Origin of the sequence: Pseudomonas sp. CC120222-01a, from assembly GCF_003097235.1 — a bacterium.
GTDB lineage: Bacteria > Pseudomonadota > Gammaproteobacteria > Pseudomonadales > Pseudomonadaceae > Aquipseudomonas.
This window is the reverse complement of record NZ_QEQQ01000015.1, coordinates 1-17,236: the sequence shown is the minus strand read 5'-3', so window position 1 is coordinate 17,236 and position 17,236 is coordinate 1. Positions and strand designations below refer to the sequence as shown.

15 protein-coding genes and 1 pseudogene are annotated in these 17,236 nt (G+C 64.4%); 14 read left to right on the top strand and 2 right to left on the bottom strand.

Annotated elements, in window-relative coordinates; translation table 11 throughout:
* The first annotated feature begins 25 nt into the window (after positions 1-25).
* Together N430_RS18715 and N430_RS18705 are read left to right on the top strand one after the other, a co-directional pair.
* Positions 26-2,062, top strand: a complete 2,037-nt coding sequence (locus N430_RS18715) for an NADPH-dependent 2,4-dienoyl-CoA reductase (protein WP_110638368.1) — start codon at positions 26-28, stop codon at positions 2,060-2,062.
* 157 nt (positions 2,063-2,219) lie between these two features.
* A complete protein-coding gene (locus tag N430_RS18705; RefSeq protein ID WP_110638370.1) occupies positions 2,220-3,104 on the top strand; it encodes a 1-aminocyclopropane-1-carboxylate deaminase/D-cysteine desulfhydrase in 885 nt (294 codons plus the stop codon).
* On the opposite strand, the gene cybB is transcribed toward N430_RS18705, so the two are convergent.
* Positions 3,095-3,640 (bottom strand): cytochrome b561, encoded by a 546-nt coding sequence (cybB, locus tag N430_RS18700; RefSeq protein ID WP_110638371.1) that lies wholly within the window; start codon positions 3,638-3,640, stop codon positions 3,095-3,097. The genes N430_RS18705 and cybB overlap by 10 nt on opposite strands.
* Positions 3,641-3,696: 56 nt before the next feature.
* Positions 3,697-4,722: a DUF1853 family protein gene (locus tag N430_RS18695; protein WP_110638372.1), complete on the bottom strand. Its 1,026-nt coding sequence runs from the start codon at positions 4,720-4,722 to the stop codon at positions 3,697-3,699.
* Positions 4,723-4,766: 44 nt separating this feature from the next.
* Between N430_RS18695 and N430_RS18690 the strand changes: the two genes are divergently transcribed.
* The 12 genes and pseudogenes from N430_RS18690 to N430_RS18640 form a co-directional block, all read left to right on the top strand.
* A complete protein-coding gene (locus tag N430_RS18690; protein WP_103449750.1) occupies positions 4,767-5,657 on the top strand; it encodes an NAD(+) kinase in 891 nt (296 codons plus the stop codon).
* Positions 5,657-6,628 (top strand): metallophosphoesterase, encoded by a 972-nt coding sequence (locus N430_RS18685; RefSeq protein WP_110638373.1) that lies wholly within the window; start codon positions 5,657-5,659, stop codon positions 6,626-6,628. Before N430_RS18690 ends, N430_RS18685 begins: the two co-directional genes overlap by 1 nt.
* Positions 6,625-7,491, top strand: coding sequence for a rhomboid family intramembrane serine protease (locus N430_RS18680; protein ID WP_110638374.1), 867 nt, complete (start codon positions 6,625-6,627; stop codon positions 7,489-7,491). The genes N430_RS18685 and N430_RS18680 overlap by 4 nt, the downstream gene beginning before the upstream one ends.
* 13 nt (positions 7,492-7,504) lie before the next feature.
* On the top strand, positions 7,505-7,765 hold the full coding sequence (locus N430_RS18675; RefSeq protein WP_016485539.1) for a YeaC family protein: 261 nt from the start codon (positions 7,505-7,507) through the stop codon (positions 7,763-7,765).
* Entirely contained in the window at positions 7,762-8,592 is an 831-nt protein-coding gene (locus N430_RS18670) for a DUF2797 domain-containing protein (RefSeq protein ID WP_110638375.1), read from the top strand. Before N430_RS18675 ends, N430_RS18670 begins: the two co-directional genes overlap by 4 nt.
* A gap of 13 nt (positions 8,593-8,605) precedes the next feature.
* Complete coding sequence (pepN, locus tag N430_RS18665) at positions 8,606-11,263, top strand: aminopeptidase N (protein ID WP_110638376.1); 2,658 nt, start codon at positions 8,606-8,608, stop codon at positions 11,261-11,263.
* Between the two features lie 256 nt (positions 11,264-11,519).
* Entirely contained in the window at positions 11,520-12,560 is a 1,041-nt protein-coding gene (locus N430_RS18660) for a YCF48-related protein (RefSeq protein WP_110638385.1), read from the top strand.
* 20 nt (positions 12,561-12,580) lie between these two features.
* Entirely contained in the window at positions 12,581-14,956 is a 2,376-nt protein-coding gene (locus N430_RS18655) for an RND family transporter (protein WP_110638386.1), read from the top strand.
* Between the two features lie 182 nt (positions 14,957-15,138).
* Positions 15,139-15,429 (top strand): DUF5629 family protein, encoded by a 291-nt coding sequence (locus tag N430_RS18650; protein ID WP_110638377.1) that lies wholly within the window; start codon positions 15,139-15,141, stop codon positions 15,427-15,429.
* Positions 15,395-16,525 (top strand): lactonase family protein, encoded by a 1,131-nt coding sequence (locus tag N430_RS18645; protein ID WP_178083398.1) that lies wholly within the window; start codon positions 15,395-15,397, stop codon positions 16,523-16,525. Before N430_RS18650 ends, N430_RS18645 begins: the two co-directional genes overlap by 35 nt.
* Positions 16,526-16,648: 123 nt before the next feature.
* The gene (locus N430_RS29485; RefSeq protein ID WP_165837364.1) at positions 16,649-16,825 is read left to right on the top strand and encodes a hypothetical protein; all 177 of its coding nucleotides are present in this window, start codon (positions 16,649-16,651) and stop codon (positions 16,823-16,825) included.
* Positions 16,826-17,126: 301 nt separating this feature from the next.
* A pseudogene (locus N430_RS18640) lies at positions 17,127-17,236 on the top strand (IS110 family transposase); the annotation flags it as partial.

Here is a 17,236-nt window from a genome sequence, read left to right as displayed (position 1 = left end):
GATCACGCCACCTGGGGAACCTACCATGGCTGCCGACCGCTACCCGCATTTGCTGGCCCCGCTCGATCTGGGCTTCACCACCTTGCGCAACCGCACCCTGATGGGCTCGATGCACACCGGCCTCGAGGAGCGCCCGGGCGGTTTCGAGCGCATGGCGGCGTATTTTGCCGAGCGCGCCCGAGGTGGCGTCGGCCTGATGGTCACTGGCGGTATCGCCCCGAACGATGAAGGGGGCGTGTATTCCGGCGCTGCCAAGCTCAGTACCGAGGAAGAGGCTGACAAGCACCGCATCGTCACCCAGGCTGTACATGAAGCCGGGGGCAAGATCTGCCTGCAGATCCTGCATGCCGGGCGTTACGCCTACAGCCCGCGCCAGGTAGCGCCCAGCGCGATCCAGGCACCGATCAACCCGTTCAAGCCCAAGGAGCTGGACGAAGCGGGCATCGAGAAGCAGATTGCCGACTTCGTCAATTGCGCCGTGCTGGCCCAGCGTGCCGGCTACGATGGCGTCGAGATCATGGGCTCCGAAGGCTACTTCATCAACCAGTTCCTCGCCGCCCACACCAACCACCGCACCGATCGTTGGGGTGGCAGCTACGAGAACCGCATGCGCCTGGCGGTGCAGATCGTCAGCCGAGTGCGCGATGCGGTCGGGCCGAACTTCATCATCATCTTCCGCCTGTCGATGCTCGACCTGGTCGAGGGCGGCAGCAGCTGGGACGAAATCGAGCTGCTGGCCAAGGCCGTCGAGCAGGCCGGTGCGACGCTGATCAACACCGGCATCGGCTGGCATGAGGCGCGCATCCCGACCATCGCCACCAAGGTGCCGCGTGCGGCGTTCAGCAAGGTCACCGCCAAGCTGCGCGGCGCGGTGAGCATTCCGCTGATCACCACCAACCGCATCAATACCCCGGACGTGGCCGAAGCGGTGCTGGCCGAGGGCGATGCCGACATGGTCTCCATGGCCCGGCCGTTCCTCGCCGACGCGGACTTCGTCAACAAGGCGGCCGAAGGGCGCGCTGACGAGATCAACACCTGCATCGGTTGCAACCAGGCCTGCCTGGACCACACCTTCGGTGGCAAGCTGACCAGTTGCCTGGTCAACCCGCGCGCCTGCCACGAGACTGAGCTCAACTACTTGCCAGTGCGTGCGGTGAAGCGCATTGCCGTGGTCGGTGCCGGCCCGGCGGGCCTGGCAGCGGCCACCGTGGCGGCCGAACGTGGCCATGAGGTGACGCTGTTCGATGCCGCCAGCGAGATTGGCGGGCAGTTCAACGTCGCCAAGCGGGTACCGGGCAAGGAAGAGTTCTACGAGACCCTGCGCTATTTCCGCAACAAGGTGAAAAGCACCGGCGTCGATCTGCGCCTGAATACCCGGGTCGATGTGCAGGCGCTGGTCGGCGGTGGTTATGACGAGATCATCCTGGCCAGCGGTATTGCGCCGCGTACCCCAGCCATTCCTGGTGTCGAGCATGCCAAGGTGCTCAGCTATCTGGACGTGCTGCTCGAGCGCAAGCCGGTGGGCAAGTCGGTCGCGGTGATTGGCGCGGGCGGCATCGGCTTCGACGTGTCCGAGTACCTGGTGCACCAGGGCGTGGCCTGCAGCCAGGACCGTGAGGCGTTCTGGAAGGAATGGGGGATCGATACCCACCTGGAGGCACGCGGTGGCGTTGCCGGGATCACGGCCGAGCCGCATGCGCCGGCGCGGCAGGTGTACCTGTTGCAGCGCAAGAAATCCAAGGTCGGTGATGGGCTGGGCAAGACCACTGGCTGGATTCACCGTACCGGGCTGAAGAACAAGCAGGTGCAGATGCTCAATAGTGTCGAATACCTGCAGATCGATGACGCTGGTTTACACATTCGCATTGGCGAAGGAGAGCCGCAGGTGCTGGCCGTGGACAACGTGGTGATCTGCGCCGGGCAGGATCCGTTGCGTGAATTGCATGAAGGGCTGGTCGCGGCGGGGCAGTCGGTGCATTTGATCGGTGGTGCCGATGTGGCGGCCGAGCTGGATGCCAAGCGGGCGATCAACCAAGGCTCTCGTTTGGCCGCTGAACTTTGAGATCGCCGGGGGCCGCTTTGCGGCCCTTTCGCGACACAAGGCCGCTCCCACAGGAGTACCGCAGCCTTTGAGGCTTGTGCTGGACCTGTGGGAGCGGCCTTGTGTCGCGAAAGGGGTGCGAAGCGCCCCCAGGGATTTCACTGATAAACTCCGCTCCATGCATTTACCTCAAGCCCCGCTACAGCACTTGAATCTACCCTGGCTGGCAAAAGCCAAAGTAGAAGCCGCGATCCTGCGCCTGGACCTGATCGACCCCCTGATCAGTGGCAACAAGTGGTTCAAGCTCCGCCATCACCTGCAGCATGCCGATGCCGCAGGCGCCCCCGGCCTGATCAGCCTGGGCGGCAACCATTCCAACCACCTCCACGCCCTGGCCGCCGCCGGCAAGCGCTTCGGCTTTGCCACCGTTGGCCTGCTGCGCGGCCACCCGCAAGACACCCCCACAGTGCGCGACTTGCAAGCCTTGGGTATGCAAGTGCACTGGCTGGGCTATGGCGGCTATCGGGCACGCCATGAACCGGGTTTCTGGGAGCCTTGGCAGGCCCGTTATCCAGGCTGGCATTGCATCCCCGAAGGCGGTGGCGGGGCGGCGGGTGCCGAAGGTTGCGCGCTGATCGTCGAGCAGGCCCGTTCGCAGCTGTCAGCGCTGGGATGGTCGGGCTACGACGCCTGGTGGCTGGCTGCTGGCACCGGTACGACATTGGCAGGCCTGGTTCTTGCCGAGGCAGGAGAACACCCCGTGCATGCTGCTCTGGCGGTGCCAATGGATCACGGCGTGCCGGAAACCGTCACCGAACTGGCCGGCATACAGGGCTACCAGTTGCACGACGCCTGCCGCGGCGGCTTCGGCAAATTCGATGATGAGTTGCTAGCGTTCATCGCCGAGAGCGAGCGGCACAGTGGCGTGCCGCTGGAAGCCCTGTATACCGGCAAGGCCTTGCTGGCCCTGCGCGATCAGGTCGGGGCCGGGCTGTTCGCGCCCGGTACCCGTCTGATCTTCGTCCACACCGGCGGCCTGCAGGGCCGTCGTGGTTACTTGTAGGGCAACATGCGCAGCAGCGTGTTATCGCGCTGCACGTAGTGGTGGTACAGCCCGGCCAGTGCGTGCAGTCCGATCAGCCAATAACCCCAGGTCGCCACCCGCTCATGCCAGCCTTTGATGAACTTGGCTTGGTCCGGGTCCGGGCCGATCAGGTGCGGCAGCTCCAGGCCGAAGAACGGCACCGGCTTGTCGGCGGCGCTGAGGATCAGCCAGCCGGCCAGGGGCAGGCCAATCATCAGCAGATACAGCGCCAGGTGCATCAGGTGCGCAAGGCCGGTCTGCCACGCCGGTGGCTTGGGCATGATCGGCGGGGTAGGGCGGGTCAGGCGCACGGCCAGGCGCAGCCAGACCAGCACGAACACGCTCAGCCCGAGCATGAAGTGCAGGTCTTTCATCAGGTTGCGTTCGACGCTGTCCTTGGGGAACAGGCCGCGAAATTCGATACAGGCGTATACGGCGGCCAGCAGCACCAGCATCAGCCAATGCAGAGCGATGGACAGGCGTGCGTAATGGGGCGCGGGGGTGGATGAAACCATGATCGGTCCTCGTCATCAGGTCGGAATAGCGCTCTTGCTGGCGCTCAGATAGCACTCTAATGGCTATTTGAAACAAATCTTTGCGCTGGATCTGTGAAAATTCTGTTGTCTGGCAAATGTGGCCAACTGTCAGCCACCAGAAACATGCGCTCGACCTCCTGCCACGCGCCTGCGCCATCCGGCTCCAGTCTGACCAGCAACTGCGCGGGGGCATGCTCGTCCAACCGCGCCAGCCAGGCCTCGAACTGCGGCACGGTCCAGCAGTCATCTGGCTCTGCCCGCGCCGGTGCCAGCCAGGCATGTCGCGGCAACGGTTGCCAGCGTTCGTCTGCTGTTGCTGCCCAGTTCTGCCGGCGTAGCCAGCGCCCGCGCAAATGCAGGGGATTGGCACCCGCAGGCGGTTCGGCGTGCCCCGGACACGGATAGAACAGATAACCGCCCAGCCACACGTGCGCCTGCACCTGATCGACCCCCACGGCGGCCAGCGCTGCGCGACTCTGCGCGTCTGCCGACATGGGCAGCTGGTGCCCGGCCAGGTGTGCCAGTTTGCTGCCGAGCCGGTCGTGGCAGCCAGGCCCGAGCCAGTGCGTCGGGTCGCGTCCGTCGTCCTCGGTCGGCCCCAGGTACAGCTTGATGGCCAGCTCCAGATGATGGGTGCCTTCGCTATCGCGCAGCAGAATGTCCAGCTCGCCCAGGGTTCGCCCGCCCGCACGAATCGCCAGGTTGGACGCCAACAGCTCGACCCCGGGCGCCTGCTGCAGGGCGAACTGCCACAGACCTTCGTAGTACAGCCCCAAGCGCCGGCTGGTGATCTTCGCCAACCACTCGCGCAAGGGCAGATCATCTGCATCCAGTGCGTGCAACCAGTCCTGCAAGCGTTGCGGATCGCCCACCCAGGCGCTGCCCGCCAGCGGATGGCGCTGGGGGCAGGGCGGGGCGCTCAGCAGCGCGGGCGACAGCAGGGTCCAGGCCAGGTCGCGCACGGCAGGGCGGCGCAAGCGGCGGGACAGCTCATGGAGCTCGGCAAATGGCATCATGCTGCGAGCATAGCCGGTTTGCCGCTGCCCGGTCGTTTCGCCCATAATCGCGATATCGTCACCCCGCCGCAGAGCCTCGCAGGAGCCCCATGGAGCAATTTCGCAATATCGGTATCATCGGCCGCCTTGGCAGCTCGCAGGTGCTCGACACCATTCGCCGACTGAAAAAATTCCTCCTCGAGCGCCACCTGCACGTGATCCTCGAGGACACCATCGCCGAAGTGCTGCCCGGCCACGGTCTGCAAACCTCGACGCGCAAGCTGCTGGGGGAGGTCTGCGACCTGGTCATCGTGGTCGGTGGCGACGGCAGCCTGCTTGGCGCCGCCCGCGCCCTGGCCCGGCACAATGTGCCCGTGCTGGGCATCAACCGCGGCAACCTGGGCTTCCTGACCGACATCCGCCCGGACGAACTGGAGGAGAAAGTCGCCGAGGTGCTCGACGGCCACTACCTGGTGGAAAACCGCTTCCTGCTGCAGGCCGAGGTACGTCGCCATCACGAAGCCATCGGCCAGGGCGACGCGCTCAACGATGTGGTCCTGCACCCGGGCAAGTCGACGCGGATGATCGAGTTCGAGATCTACATCGACGGCCAGTTCGTCTGCAGCCAGAAGGCCGACGGCCTGATCGTCGCCACCCCGACCGGCTCCACCGCCTACGCGCTGTCGGCCGGCGGCCCGATCATGCACCCCAAGCTCGACGCCATCGTCATCGTGCCGATGTACCCGCATACCCTGTCGGGCCGGCCGATCGTGGTCGACGGCAACAGCGAGCTTAAGATCGTTGTGTCCAAGGACCTGCAGATCTACCCGCAAGTGTCCTGCGACGGCCAGAACCACTTCACCTGCGCCCCGGGCGACACCATCACGGTGAGCAAGAAACCGCAGAAGCTGCGCCTGATCCATCCGCTCGACCACAACTACTATGAGGTGTGTCGCACCAAACTCGGCTGGGGCAGCCGCCTGGGAGGCAGGGACGACTGATGCTCGATCCGGCGCGCAGTTTCGACATCATCGGTGACGTGCACGGCTGTGCACTGACCCTCGAACGCCTGCTCGACGCCCTCGGCTACAAACGGGTCGGCGGCGTCTGGCGTCACCCACGGCGCCAGGCCCTGTTCCTTGGCGACATCGTCGACCGTGGCCCGCGCATCCGCGAGGCGCTGCACATCGTGCATGACATGGTCGAGGCCGGCCAGGCGTTCTGCATCATGGGCAACCACGAGTACAACGCCCTGGGCTGGGTCACCCCGGCATTGCCTGGCAGCGGCAAGTCGTTCGTGCGCGAACACACCCCGCGCCACGCCCGGCTGATCGACGAAACCCTGACCCAGTTCGCCCACCACCCCGGCGACTGGCACGACTTCGTGCAGTGGTTCTACGACATGCCACTGTTCGTCGACGCCGGGCGCTTCCGCCTGGTGCATGCCTGCTGGGACCCGCGGCTGATCGAACCGTTGCGCCAGCAGTACCCGGGCGGGCGCATCGATGAGCACTTCATCCAGGCGTCGGCGGTGTCCGGCAGCTTTGCCGCCACCGTGTGCAACCGCCTGCTGCGCGGCACCGACATGCGTCTGCCGGACGGCCTGACCCTGACCGGCGGCGACGGCCTGACCCGTGCCTTCTTCCGCACCAAGTTCTGGGAAGAAGACCCGCAGACCTACGGCGACATCGTCTTCCAGCCCGATGCGCTGCCCGACGAGGTTGCCCGCACGCCACTCAGTCATACCGAAAAGAATGCCCTGCTGCGCTACGCCGAAGACGAACCGCTGCTGTTCGTCGGCCACTACTGGCGCAGCGGCCGCCCGGCGCCGATCCGCGCCAACCTGGCCTGCCTGGACTACAGCGCGGTGCTGTACGGCAAGCTGGCGGCCTACCGGCTGGATGATGAAACCCGCATCGACCCGCACAAGTTCGTCTGGGTCGACGTCGAACGCCTGCAGGCCAACCAATGAAAATCATCGAAGTGATGCGCCTGCCGCTGGCGGTCGACCTCAGCGGCTTCGTCCACCTGCTACAGCGCCTGCAGGTCCCGCACCGGGTCAGCGAGGAGGGTGAGGAGCAAGTGCTCTGGGCCCCCGACACCCTGGTTGCCGACGTGCGCGAACTGTACCAGCGCTTCCCCGACGGTAACGCCGATGTAGGAGCGGATTTATCCGCGATGGCCCCCACACAGCCCTCATTGGCCGACCAGGCCAAAGCCTGCAAGGTCACCGCCACCGTCCTCGTCCTGTGCCTGATCGTCGCCGGCCTTACCAGCCTGGGCGACAACCTCAACGCCATCAGCTGGTTCACTTTCCTCGACTTCCGCGTCCAGGGTGATTACCTGCATTTCACCCCGCTGGCCCAGGGCCTGGCCGAAGGCCAGTGGTGGCGCCTGGTATCGCCCATGCTGCTGCATTTTGGCGTGCTGCACCTGGCCATGAACGGCCTGTGGTACTGGGAGCTGGGCAAGCGCATCGAGCTGCGCCAGGGCCCCTGGCTGCTGCTGGGCCTGACCCTGCTGTTCAGCCTGGTGTCCAACCTGGCCCAGCACTACACCAGTGGCCCGAGCCTGTTCGGCGGCCTGTCCGGCGTGCTCTACGGTTTGCTCGGCCATGTCTGGCTGTACCAGTGGCTGGCACCCAACCCCCACTTCAACCTGCCCAAGGGCGTGCTGGTGATGATGCTGATCTGGCTGGTGATCTGCCTGACCGGCGTGGTCGGCCAGCTCGGCTTCGGCCAGATCGCCAATGCCGCCCACGTCGGCGGGCTGCTCATCGGATGCCTGACCGGGCTCTTGGGCGGGGCGCTGGCCCGGCGTAAACTGTCGGCTTGAATCAGGAGACACTATGTCCACTTTCGCGCAAATGATCGAAAACATTACCCCGGAAATCTACGAGAGCCTGAAACTGGCCGTGGAAATCGGCAAATGGTCGGACGGGCGCAAGCTCACCGCCGAGCAGAAAGAACTGTCGCTGCAGGCGGTGATCGCCTGGGAGATGAAGAACCTGCCCGAAGAACAGCGCACCGGCTACATGGGCCCGCAGGAATGCGCGTCGAAGTCCGCACCCATCGCCAACATTCTGTTCAAGTCGGACTCGGTACATTGATCGAACTCGCTCGTGGCTCTTTGAGCAAGATGGCGGTAAGCCTGCAGGCACCCGTGGTGCAATACAGCTTCCGCCTGGATGACACCCAGGTGCCAGTAAACCCGCTGATTGGCCAGCGCCTGCGCCTGGAATACCTCGGCGCGATTCACTGCAGCCATTGCGGCAAGCGCACCAAGACCAGCTTCAGCCAGGGTTACTGCTACCCGTGCATGACCAAGCTGGCCCAGTGCGACGTGTGCATCATGGCCCCGGAGAAATGCCATTACGACGCCGGCACCTGCCGTGAACCGTCGTGGGGCGAACAGTTCTGCATGACCGACCATGTGGTGTACCTGGCCAACTCGTCGGGGATCAAGGTCGGCATCACCCGTGCCACCCAGCTGCCCACCCGCTGGCTCGACCAGGGTGCCAGCCAGGCGCTGCCGATCATGCGCGTGGCCACCCGCCAGCAATCGGGCCTGGTCGAAGACATCCTGCGCAGCCAGGTACCGGACCGCACCAACTGGCGCACGCTGCTCAAGGGCGACGCCGAAGTGCTCGACCTGCCCGCCATCCGCGATCAGATTTTCGACGCCTGCGCCGACGGCCTGCGCGAGCTGCAGGGCCGCTTCGGCCTGCAGGCGATCCAGCCGCTGCCTGACGCCGAAGTGGTGGAAATGCGCTACCCGGTCGAGGCGTACCCGAAAAAGATCGTCAGCTTCAACCTCGACAAGGACCCGGTGGCCGAAGGCACGCTGCTGGGCATCAAGGGCCAGTACCTGATCTTCGACACCGGCGTGATCAATATTCGCAAGTACACGGCCTACCAGTTGGCCGTGCTCCAGTAAAAAGGACCTGCACATGCGTACCGAACAACCGCAAGTGATCTACCTCAAGGATTACCAGGCGCCCGAGTACCTGATCGACGAGACGCACCTGACCTTCGAACTGTTCGAGGACCACACCCTGGTCCACGCGCAACTGGTCATGCGCCGCAACCCGGCACGCGGTGCCGGCCTGCCGCCGCTGGAACTGGACGGCCAGCAGCTGGAGCTGCTGCGCGCCTCGCTGGACGATGTCGAACTGCAGGCGAGCGACTACCAGCTCGAAGCCGACAGCCTGACGGTCCATCCCAAGGCCGAGCGCTTCACCCTCGACACCAGCGTGAAGATCCACCCGGAAAGCAACACCGCGCTGGAAGGCCTGTACAAGTCCGGCAAGATGTTCTGCACCCAATGCGAGGCCGAGGGCTTCCGCAAGATCACCTACTACCTCGACCGCCCGGACGTGATGAGCACCTTCACCACCACGGTGATCGCGGAGCAGCATCGCTATCCGGTGCTGCTGAGCAACGGCAACCCGATCGGCAGCGGGCCGGCAGAAGATGGCCGCCACTGGGCGACCTGGGAAGACCCGTTCAAGAAACCGGCGTACCTGTTCGCGCTGGTGGCCGGTGACCTCTGGTGCGTCGAAGACAAATTCGTCTGCCAGTCTGGCCGCGATGTGACGCTGCGCATCTACGTCGAGCCCGAGAATATCGACAAGTGCGACCACGCCATGGTCAGCCTGAAGAAGTCCATGCGCTGGGACGAAGAAGTGTACGGCCGCGAGTACGACCTGGACATCTTCATGATTGTCGCGGTCAACGACTTCAACATGGGCGCCATGGAAAACAAGGGCCTGAATATCTTCAACTCGAGCTGTGTGCTGGCCCGCGCCGAAACCGCCACCGATGCCGCCCACCAGCGCGTCGAGGGTGTGGTCGCCCACGAGTATTTCCACAACTGGTCGGGCAACCGCGTGACCTGCCGCGACTGGTTCCAGCTGTCGCTGAAAGAAGGCTTCACGGTGTTCCGCGATGCCGAGTTCAGCGCCGACATGAACTCGCGCACGGTCAAGCGCATCGAGGACGTCGCCTACCTGCGCACCCATCAGTTCGCCGAAGACGCCGGCCCGATGGCCCACCCGGTGCGCCCGGACAGCTTCATCGAAATCTCCAACTTCTACACCCTGACCGTGTACGAGAAGGGCGCCGAAGTGGTGCGCATGGTGCACACCTTGCTGGGTGCAGACGGCTTCCGCAAGGGCAGCGACCTGTACTTTGAACGCCACGATGGCCAGGCCGTGACCACCGATGATTTCATCAAGGCCATGGAGGACGCCAACGGCGTCGAACTGACGCAGTTCAAGCGCTGGTACAGCCAGGCCGGCACCCCGCGCCTGGACGTCAGCGAGGCCTATGACGCCGCCGCGCAGACCTACAGCCTGACCTTCCGCCAGAGCTGCCCGCAGACCCCGGACAAGGCCGAGAAGCTGCCGTTCGTGATCCCGGTCGAACTGGGCCTGCTCGATGCCGAAGGCAACGACCTGCCGCTGCAACTGGCTGGCGAAGCTGCCGCCGTGGGCACCTCGCGTGTGCTGTCGGTGACCGAGGCCGAGCAGACCTTCACCTTCCAGTGCATCGCGGCCAAGCCGCTGCCGTCGCTGCTGCGCGGTTTCAGCGCCCCGGTCAAGCTGAGCTTCCCGTACGACCGTGACCAGCTGATGTTCCTCATGCAGCATGACAGCGACGGCTTCAACCGCTGGGAAGCCGGCCAGCAGCTGTCGGTGCAGGTGCTGCAGGAGCTGATCGGCCAGCATCAGCGCGGCGAAGCGCTGAAACTCGACCAACGCCTGATCACCGCGCTCGGTACCGTGCTGGGCAATGCGTCGCTGGACCCCGCCATGGTCGCCGAGATGCTCTCGCTGCCAGGCGAGGCCTACCTGACCGAGATCAGCCAGGTGGCCGACGTCGATGCCATCCACGCCGCCCGCGAGTTCGCCCGCCAGCAGATCGCCGAGCAGCTGTTCGACGCCCTTTGGGCGCGCTACCAGGCCAACCGCGAGGTGTCGCGCAACACCGCCTACGTGGCCGCCGCCGAACACTTCGCCCGCCGCAGCCTGCAGAACATCGCCCTGTCGTACCTGATGCAGAGCGGCAAGCCGCAGGTGCTGGAAGCGACCCTGGAGCAGTTCGAGCAATGCGACAACATGACCGAGCGCCTGACCGCGCTGGCCGTGTTGGTCAACTCGCCGTTCGAAGCCGAGCGTGCCAAGGCCCTGGAGACCTTCGCCGAGCACTTCAAGGACAACCCGCTGGTCATGGACCAGTGGTTCAGCGTGCAGGCCGCCAGCGCGCTGCCGGGCGGGCTGGCGCGGGTCAAGGCGCTGATGCAGCACCCGGCGTTCACCCTGAAGAACCCGAACAAGGTGCGTGCGCTGATCGGTGCCTTTGCCGGGCAGAACCTGGTCAACTTCCATGCCGCCGACGGTTCGGGCTATCGCTTCCTGGCGGACCTGGTGATCGAGCTGAATGCACTGAACCCGCAGATTGCTTCGCGCCAACTGGCACCGCTGACCCGCTGGCGCAAGTATGACGATGCGCGGCAGGTGCTGATGAAGGGTGAGCTGGAGCGGATTCTCGCGTCCGGCGCGCTGTCCAGCGATGTGTATGAAGTGGTGAGCAAGAGCCTGGCGTAAGCCTGGTAGATCCTGGGGCTGCTGTGCAGCCCTTTCGCGACACAAGGCCGCTCCTACAGGGACTCGCATTCCCTTGTAGGAGCGGCCTTGTGTCGCGAAAGGGCCGCAAAGCGGCCCCAGCTTTTTTGGCGGTTAACAAAACATAACGTCCCGCGCGTTGTAATCGCGCAACCTTCCCCGATACGATCCCCCCAAGCCTCTAAAACAGGCTTTTCACAGCACAGACCCACCAAGAAGAACACAACAGGGGATGGTCATGAAGCAGCGGGTGATGACGCAGGCCAGGCGTGGTGCCTGGCCATTGGCGGCCGGCGCGATGCTGGCGCTGGCACTGGGGATGTGGGCCGACAGCGCGCAGGCCGCTGCCGCCGACGAATACTCGACCGAATCAGCCAAGGCCAGCCAGAGCCTGCTGATTGGCGCTGCCCATGCCGGCAAGCGCCTGGTGGTGGTGGGGGATCGTGGCCACATTCTGTTCTCCGACGACCAGGGCAGCACCTGGACCCAGGCCCGGGTGCCGACCCGGCAGCTGCTCACCGCCGTGTTCTTCCTCGACGACAAACGTGGCTGGGCGGTCGGCCACGATGCGCAGATCCTCGCCAGCAGCGACGGTGGCGCCACCTGGAGCAAGCAGTTCGAAGACCTTTCCCGTGAAGCACCGCTGCTGGACGTCACCTTCCTCGACGCCCAGCACGGTTTTGCCGTGGGCGCCTACGGCGCGCTGCTGGAAACCCGCGACGGCGGCCAGCACTGGCAGGACATCGCCGAACGCCTGGACAACCCCGACCAACTCCACCTCAACGGCATCACCCGGGTGCGCGACGCTGGGCTGTTCATCGTCGGCGAGCAGGGCGGCATGTACCGCTCCAGCGACGACGGCCAGACCTGGGCCAAGGTCCAGGGCCCCTACGAGGGCTCGCTGTTCGGCGTGATCGGTACCGCCAAGGCGAATACGTTGCTGGCCTACGGCCTGCGCGGCAACCTGTTCCGCTCCAGCGACTTCGGTGACAGCTGGCAGCCAATCGAGCTCAAGGCCACCCGTGGCGAACTCGAATTCGGCCTGGCAGGCGCTACGCTTGTCGAAGATGGCAGCCTGGTGCTGGTCGGCAATGGCGGCAGCGTGCTGCGCAGCACCGATGATGGCCAGACCTTCAGCGTCTACAACCGCAGCGACCGTATCGCCCTGGCCGGTGTCAGTGGCCTGGCCAATGGCGGACTGCTGCTGGTGGGGCAGGGGGGCGTGCACCTGGCCAACGCCGAAGGCGCAGAGCCGGCTGCCAAGGAGGTGCGTCCATGACCAGCAGGGAGAGCATCACCATGCACCCGCACCATCAGGACAAGGCCACGCTGCTCGAACGCCTGATCTTCAATAACCGGCCGGTGGTCATCGCCCTGTGCCTGCTGGTCAGCATCTTCCTGTTCTGGCAGGCCACGCAGATCCGCCCCTCGACCAGCTTCGAGAAAATGATCCCGCTGCAGCACCCGTTCATCGAGCAGATGATGGAGCACCGCAACGACCTGGCCAACCTCGGCAATACCGTGCGTATCTCGGTCGAGGCGGTCAATGGCGACATCTTCGACAAGGATTACATGGAAACGCTGCGGCAGATCCATGACGAGGTGTTCTACATCCCCGGGGTCGACCGAGCAGGCCTCAAGTCGCTGTGGAGCCCCAGCGTGCGCTGGAGCGAGGTCACCGAGGAAGGCTTCTCCGGTGGCGAGGTCATCCCCAACACCTACAACGGCTCCCAGGACAGCCTCGATACCCTGCGCGACAACGTGCTCAAGTCCGGCCAGGTCGGGCGCCTGGTGGGCAACAACTTCAAGTCCAGCATCGTCGACATTCCGCTGCTGGAAAGCTTCCCTGACCCGCAGGACCCCGGCAAGCAGGTCAAGCTGGATTACCAGCAGTTCTCGCACCAGCTGGAAGAGAAGATCCGCGACAAGTTCCAGGCGCAGAACCCCAACGTGAAGATTCACATCATCGGCTTCGCCAAGAAGGTCGGCGACCTGATCGACGGCCTGGTGATGGTGGCGATGTTCTTCGGTGTGGCCCTGGTGATCACCTGGGTCCTGCTGTACTGGTTCACCTGGTGCATCCGCAGCACCATCGCCGTGCTCATCACCACCCTTGTGGCGGTGGTCTGGCAGCTGGGCCTGATTCACGCAGTGGGCTTCGGCCTGGACCCGTACTCGATGCTGGTACCGTTCCTGATCTTCGCCATCGGCATTTCCCACGGCGTGCAGAAGATCAACGGCATCGCCTTGCAGTCCAGTGACGCCGACAATGCCTTGACCGCCGCCCGGCGCACCTTCCGCCAGCTGTTCCTGCCGGGGATGATCGCCATCCTCGCCGACGCCGTGGGCTTCATCACCCTGTTGATCATCGACATTGGCGTGATCCGCGAGCTGGCCATCGGCGCGTCCATCGGCGTGGCGGTGATCGTGTTCACCAACCTGATCCTGCTGCCGGTGGCGATTTCCTACGTCGGCATCAGCAAGAAGGCCATCGAGCGCAGCAAGAAGGACGCGACCCGCGAGCACCCGTTCTGGCGCCTGCTGTCGAACTTCGCCAGCGCCAAGGTGGCCCCAGTGTCGATCACACTGGCATTGATCGCCTTCGCCAGCGGACTGTGGTACAGCCAGAACCTGAAGATCGGCGACCTTGACCAGGGTGCGCCGGAACTGCGCCCGGACTCGCGCTACAACCAGGACAACAACTTCATTATCAGCAACTACTCGACCAGTTCGGACGTGCTGGTGATCATGGTCAAGACGCCGCCGGAAAGCTGCTCGATCCACTCGACCATGGCGCCGATCGACGAGCTGATGTGGACCATGCAGAACACCCCCGGCGTGCAGTCGGCGATCTCCCTGGTGACCGTGTCCAAGCAGGTGATCAAGGGCATGAACGAGGGCAGCCTGAAGTGGGAGACGCTGTCGCGCAACCCGGACATCCTCAACAATTCCATCGCCCGTGCCGACGGCCTGTACAACGCCGACTGCTCGCTGGCGCCGGTTCTGGTGTTCCTCAACGACCACAAGGCCGAGACCCTGGAGCGCGTTACCGCGGTGGCCAAGGCGTTTGCCGACAGCCATGACAAGGAGGGCCTGCAGTTCCTGCTGGCGGCAGGCAACGCCGGGATCGAGGCGGCCACCAACGAGGTGATCAAGTCGGCCGAGCTGACCATCCTGATCCTGGTCTACCTCTGCGTGGCCGTGATGTGCATGATCACCTTCCGCTCGTTCGCCGCGACCCTGTGCATCGTTCTGCCGCTGGTGCTGACCTCGGTGCTGGGCAACGCGCTGATGGCGTTCATGGGCATCGGCGTCAAGGTCGCCACCTTGCCGGTGGTGGCCCTGGGTGTGGGCATCGGCGTGGACTACGGCATCTACATCTACAGCCGCCTGGAAAGCTTCCTGCGTGCCGGCCTGCCGTTGCAGGAGGCTTACTACCAGACCCTGCGCTCGACCGGTAAAGCGGTGCTGTTCACCGGCCTGTGCCTGGCGATCGGCGTGTGCACCTGGATCTTCTCGGCGATCAAGTTCCAGGCCGACATGGGATTGATGCTGACCTTCATGCTGCTATGGAACATGTTTGGCGCGCTGTGGCTGCTGCCGGCGCTGGCACGGTTCCTGATCAAGCCGGAGAAGATGGTGGGCAAGGAAGGGGGCTCCATTTTCGCCCATTGAATCGCAGGGGGCCGCCTTGCGGCCCTTTCCGACCGGTCCGGCGCCCCGGCAAGGCCGCTCCCACAGTGGATCGCATCCATTTGAAATCATGCGGTCTCCTGTGGGAGCGGCCTTGTGTCGCGAAAGGGCTGCAAAGCAGCCCCAAAGGTTATACTGCCGGCTCATTTTTGATCGGTATTACCATGTCTCCCCTCGCCACCGCCCTCGCATCCTGCGACATGCTCCTGATCGACGGCCTGCACGCCTTCGATTTCACCTGCGACGATTCCGGCTTGACCATCGAGTGCATGGACGGCCGCCAACTACGTCGCTGGTCCTTCACCCCCGAGCAGATCGCTGCCGCCGTCGGTGCCAATGATGAATGGCAACTCGCCGATGCCCAGGGCGAGCATCGTCTAGTCTGTATGAGTGCCTTTCGCGCCCCGGATGAAGACGACGATGAACCGGATCTGGACGAGCCTGCTGACCGCTAGCCTGATGAGCCTGACAATCACCGCCCACGCCGCCACGTTGCTGGTGGGCAGCTACACCGATGGCCAGAGCCAGGGCATCTACCGCTACGCGTTCGACAGCAAGACCGGGCAGATCGACCCGACGCCGCAACAGGTGGTCAAGAGCGTCAGCCCGTCGTGGCTGGTGCTGTCAGCCGACCAGCGCCAGTTGTTCGCGGTCAATGAAACCCCGAACGGCCAAGTCAGCAGCTTCAGCGTCAGTGCCAAGGGCGAGATCAAGCCGCTGAACCAGGTGGCCAGCCGTGGCGATGAGCCGACCCATGCCAGCCTGAGCCGCGACCAACGCTACCTGTTCGTCGCCAACTACGCCGTCGCCCCCGACCCGGGCGGCAGCCTGGTGGTGATCCCGGTGGCGAAGGATGGCAAGCTCAAGGACGTGGTGCAGCAGCTTCGGCACAAGCCCAGTGGCGTCAACCCCGAGCGCCAGGCCGGGGCCCACGTGCATTCGCTGGTGCTGTCACCGGATGGCCTGCATGTGTATGCCTGCGACCTGGGCGCCGACAAGGTCTTCATCTATCGCTACGACGGTGCCAGCGCCGATCACCCACTGACTCCGGCGATCCCCGCGTCGGTGGACCTGCCGCCCGGCAGCGGGCCGCGTCATCTGCTGTTCGATGCCAAAGGCCGGCATGCCTACCTGACGCTGGAAATGAGCGGTGAAGTGGTGATGTTCGACGTCAAGGACGCTGCCTTGCTGGAGCGTCAGCGCCTGCCGCTGACCGAGCAGCAGGATGCCGCCGCCAAGGCCTCGGGTGGCCTGCACCTGTCGGCGGACGGGCGTTTCCTGTACGTCAGCAACCGCGGCACGGCGAACGAGATCGTGGTGTTCAGCGTGGGCAAGGACGATGGCCAGCTGACCTTCCTGCAGCGCCGCTCGGTAGATGGCGACCACCCGCGGGAGTTCGCCCTCGACCCGAGCGACAACTTCCTGCTGGTGGCCAACCAGAAGAGCAACCAGATCGTGGTCATGCGCCGCGACCCGCGCAGCGGCAAGCTCGGCGAGACGGTGCAGAACTTCAAGCAGGATGCGCCCTCGGATCTCAAGTTCATCGATTGACTATCGATAGCGGTGATAACCCTTACCAGCGCAATGAATTTCTGCGGGCGACCTCAGCGGCGTAAGTTTGACCCAAGGCCCAAGCGGCTGAACGTCAAACCACACACGTCGAGGTCAGCCACCATGAACTTCAATCTCTTCCCCGTGATTGCCGCATCCGCCATCTCCGCCTCCGTCGTGCTGCCGGCCCATGCCCATGCCGACAGCAGCAAGGCCACGGCCACCCACAGCTACACCGAGCAATACCTGCGCCAGAGCGCCAACTTTCATGCGGCCTTGAGTGGCAAGCACAGCCACTGATCGGGCCTGACTCGGACCCTGTGGGAGCGGGTTTACCCGCGAACACCGGCGAAGCCGGTGCCATCCACCGCGGTGGCTTCTTCGCGGGTAAACCCGCTTGTATGGTAGGACTTGAAGGGAGGAGGAGGGTCATAACTCGCTTCTGACTGTTCGCGCAGTACAGACCGTGGGAGAAATCACCCCTCCTCCTTTCAGCACCCAAGCGCCGATAAGGAATGCCTCGCGAGCAAGCGACAATAGAAGCAAGCCTGCGCCAGGGTGTGCCCTTCAAGTCACACTACGCTACAAGGAGCAGCTATTCATGGCAACGTCCGCACCCCCAATCGAAGCTGGCGTGGACACCGCCAAAGATGAATTGGTGATTCAAGCCGCTCCGAATACCAAACCCTTCATCATCCCTAACACCTCGAA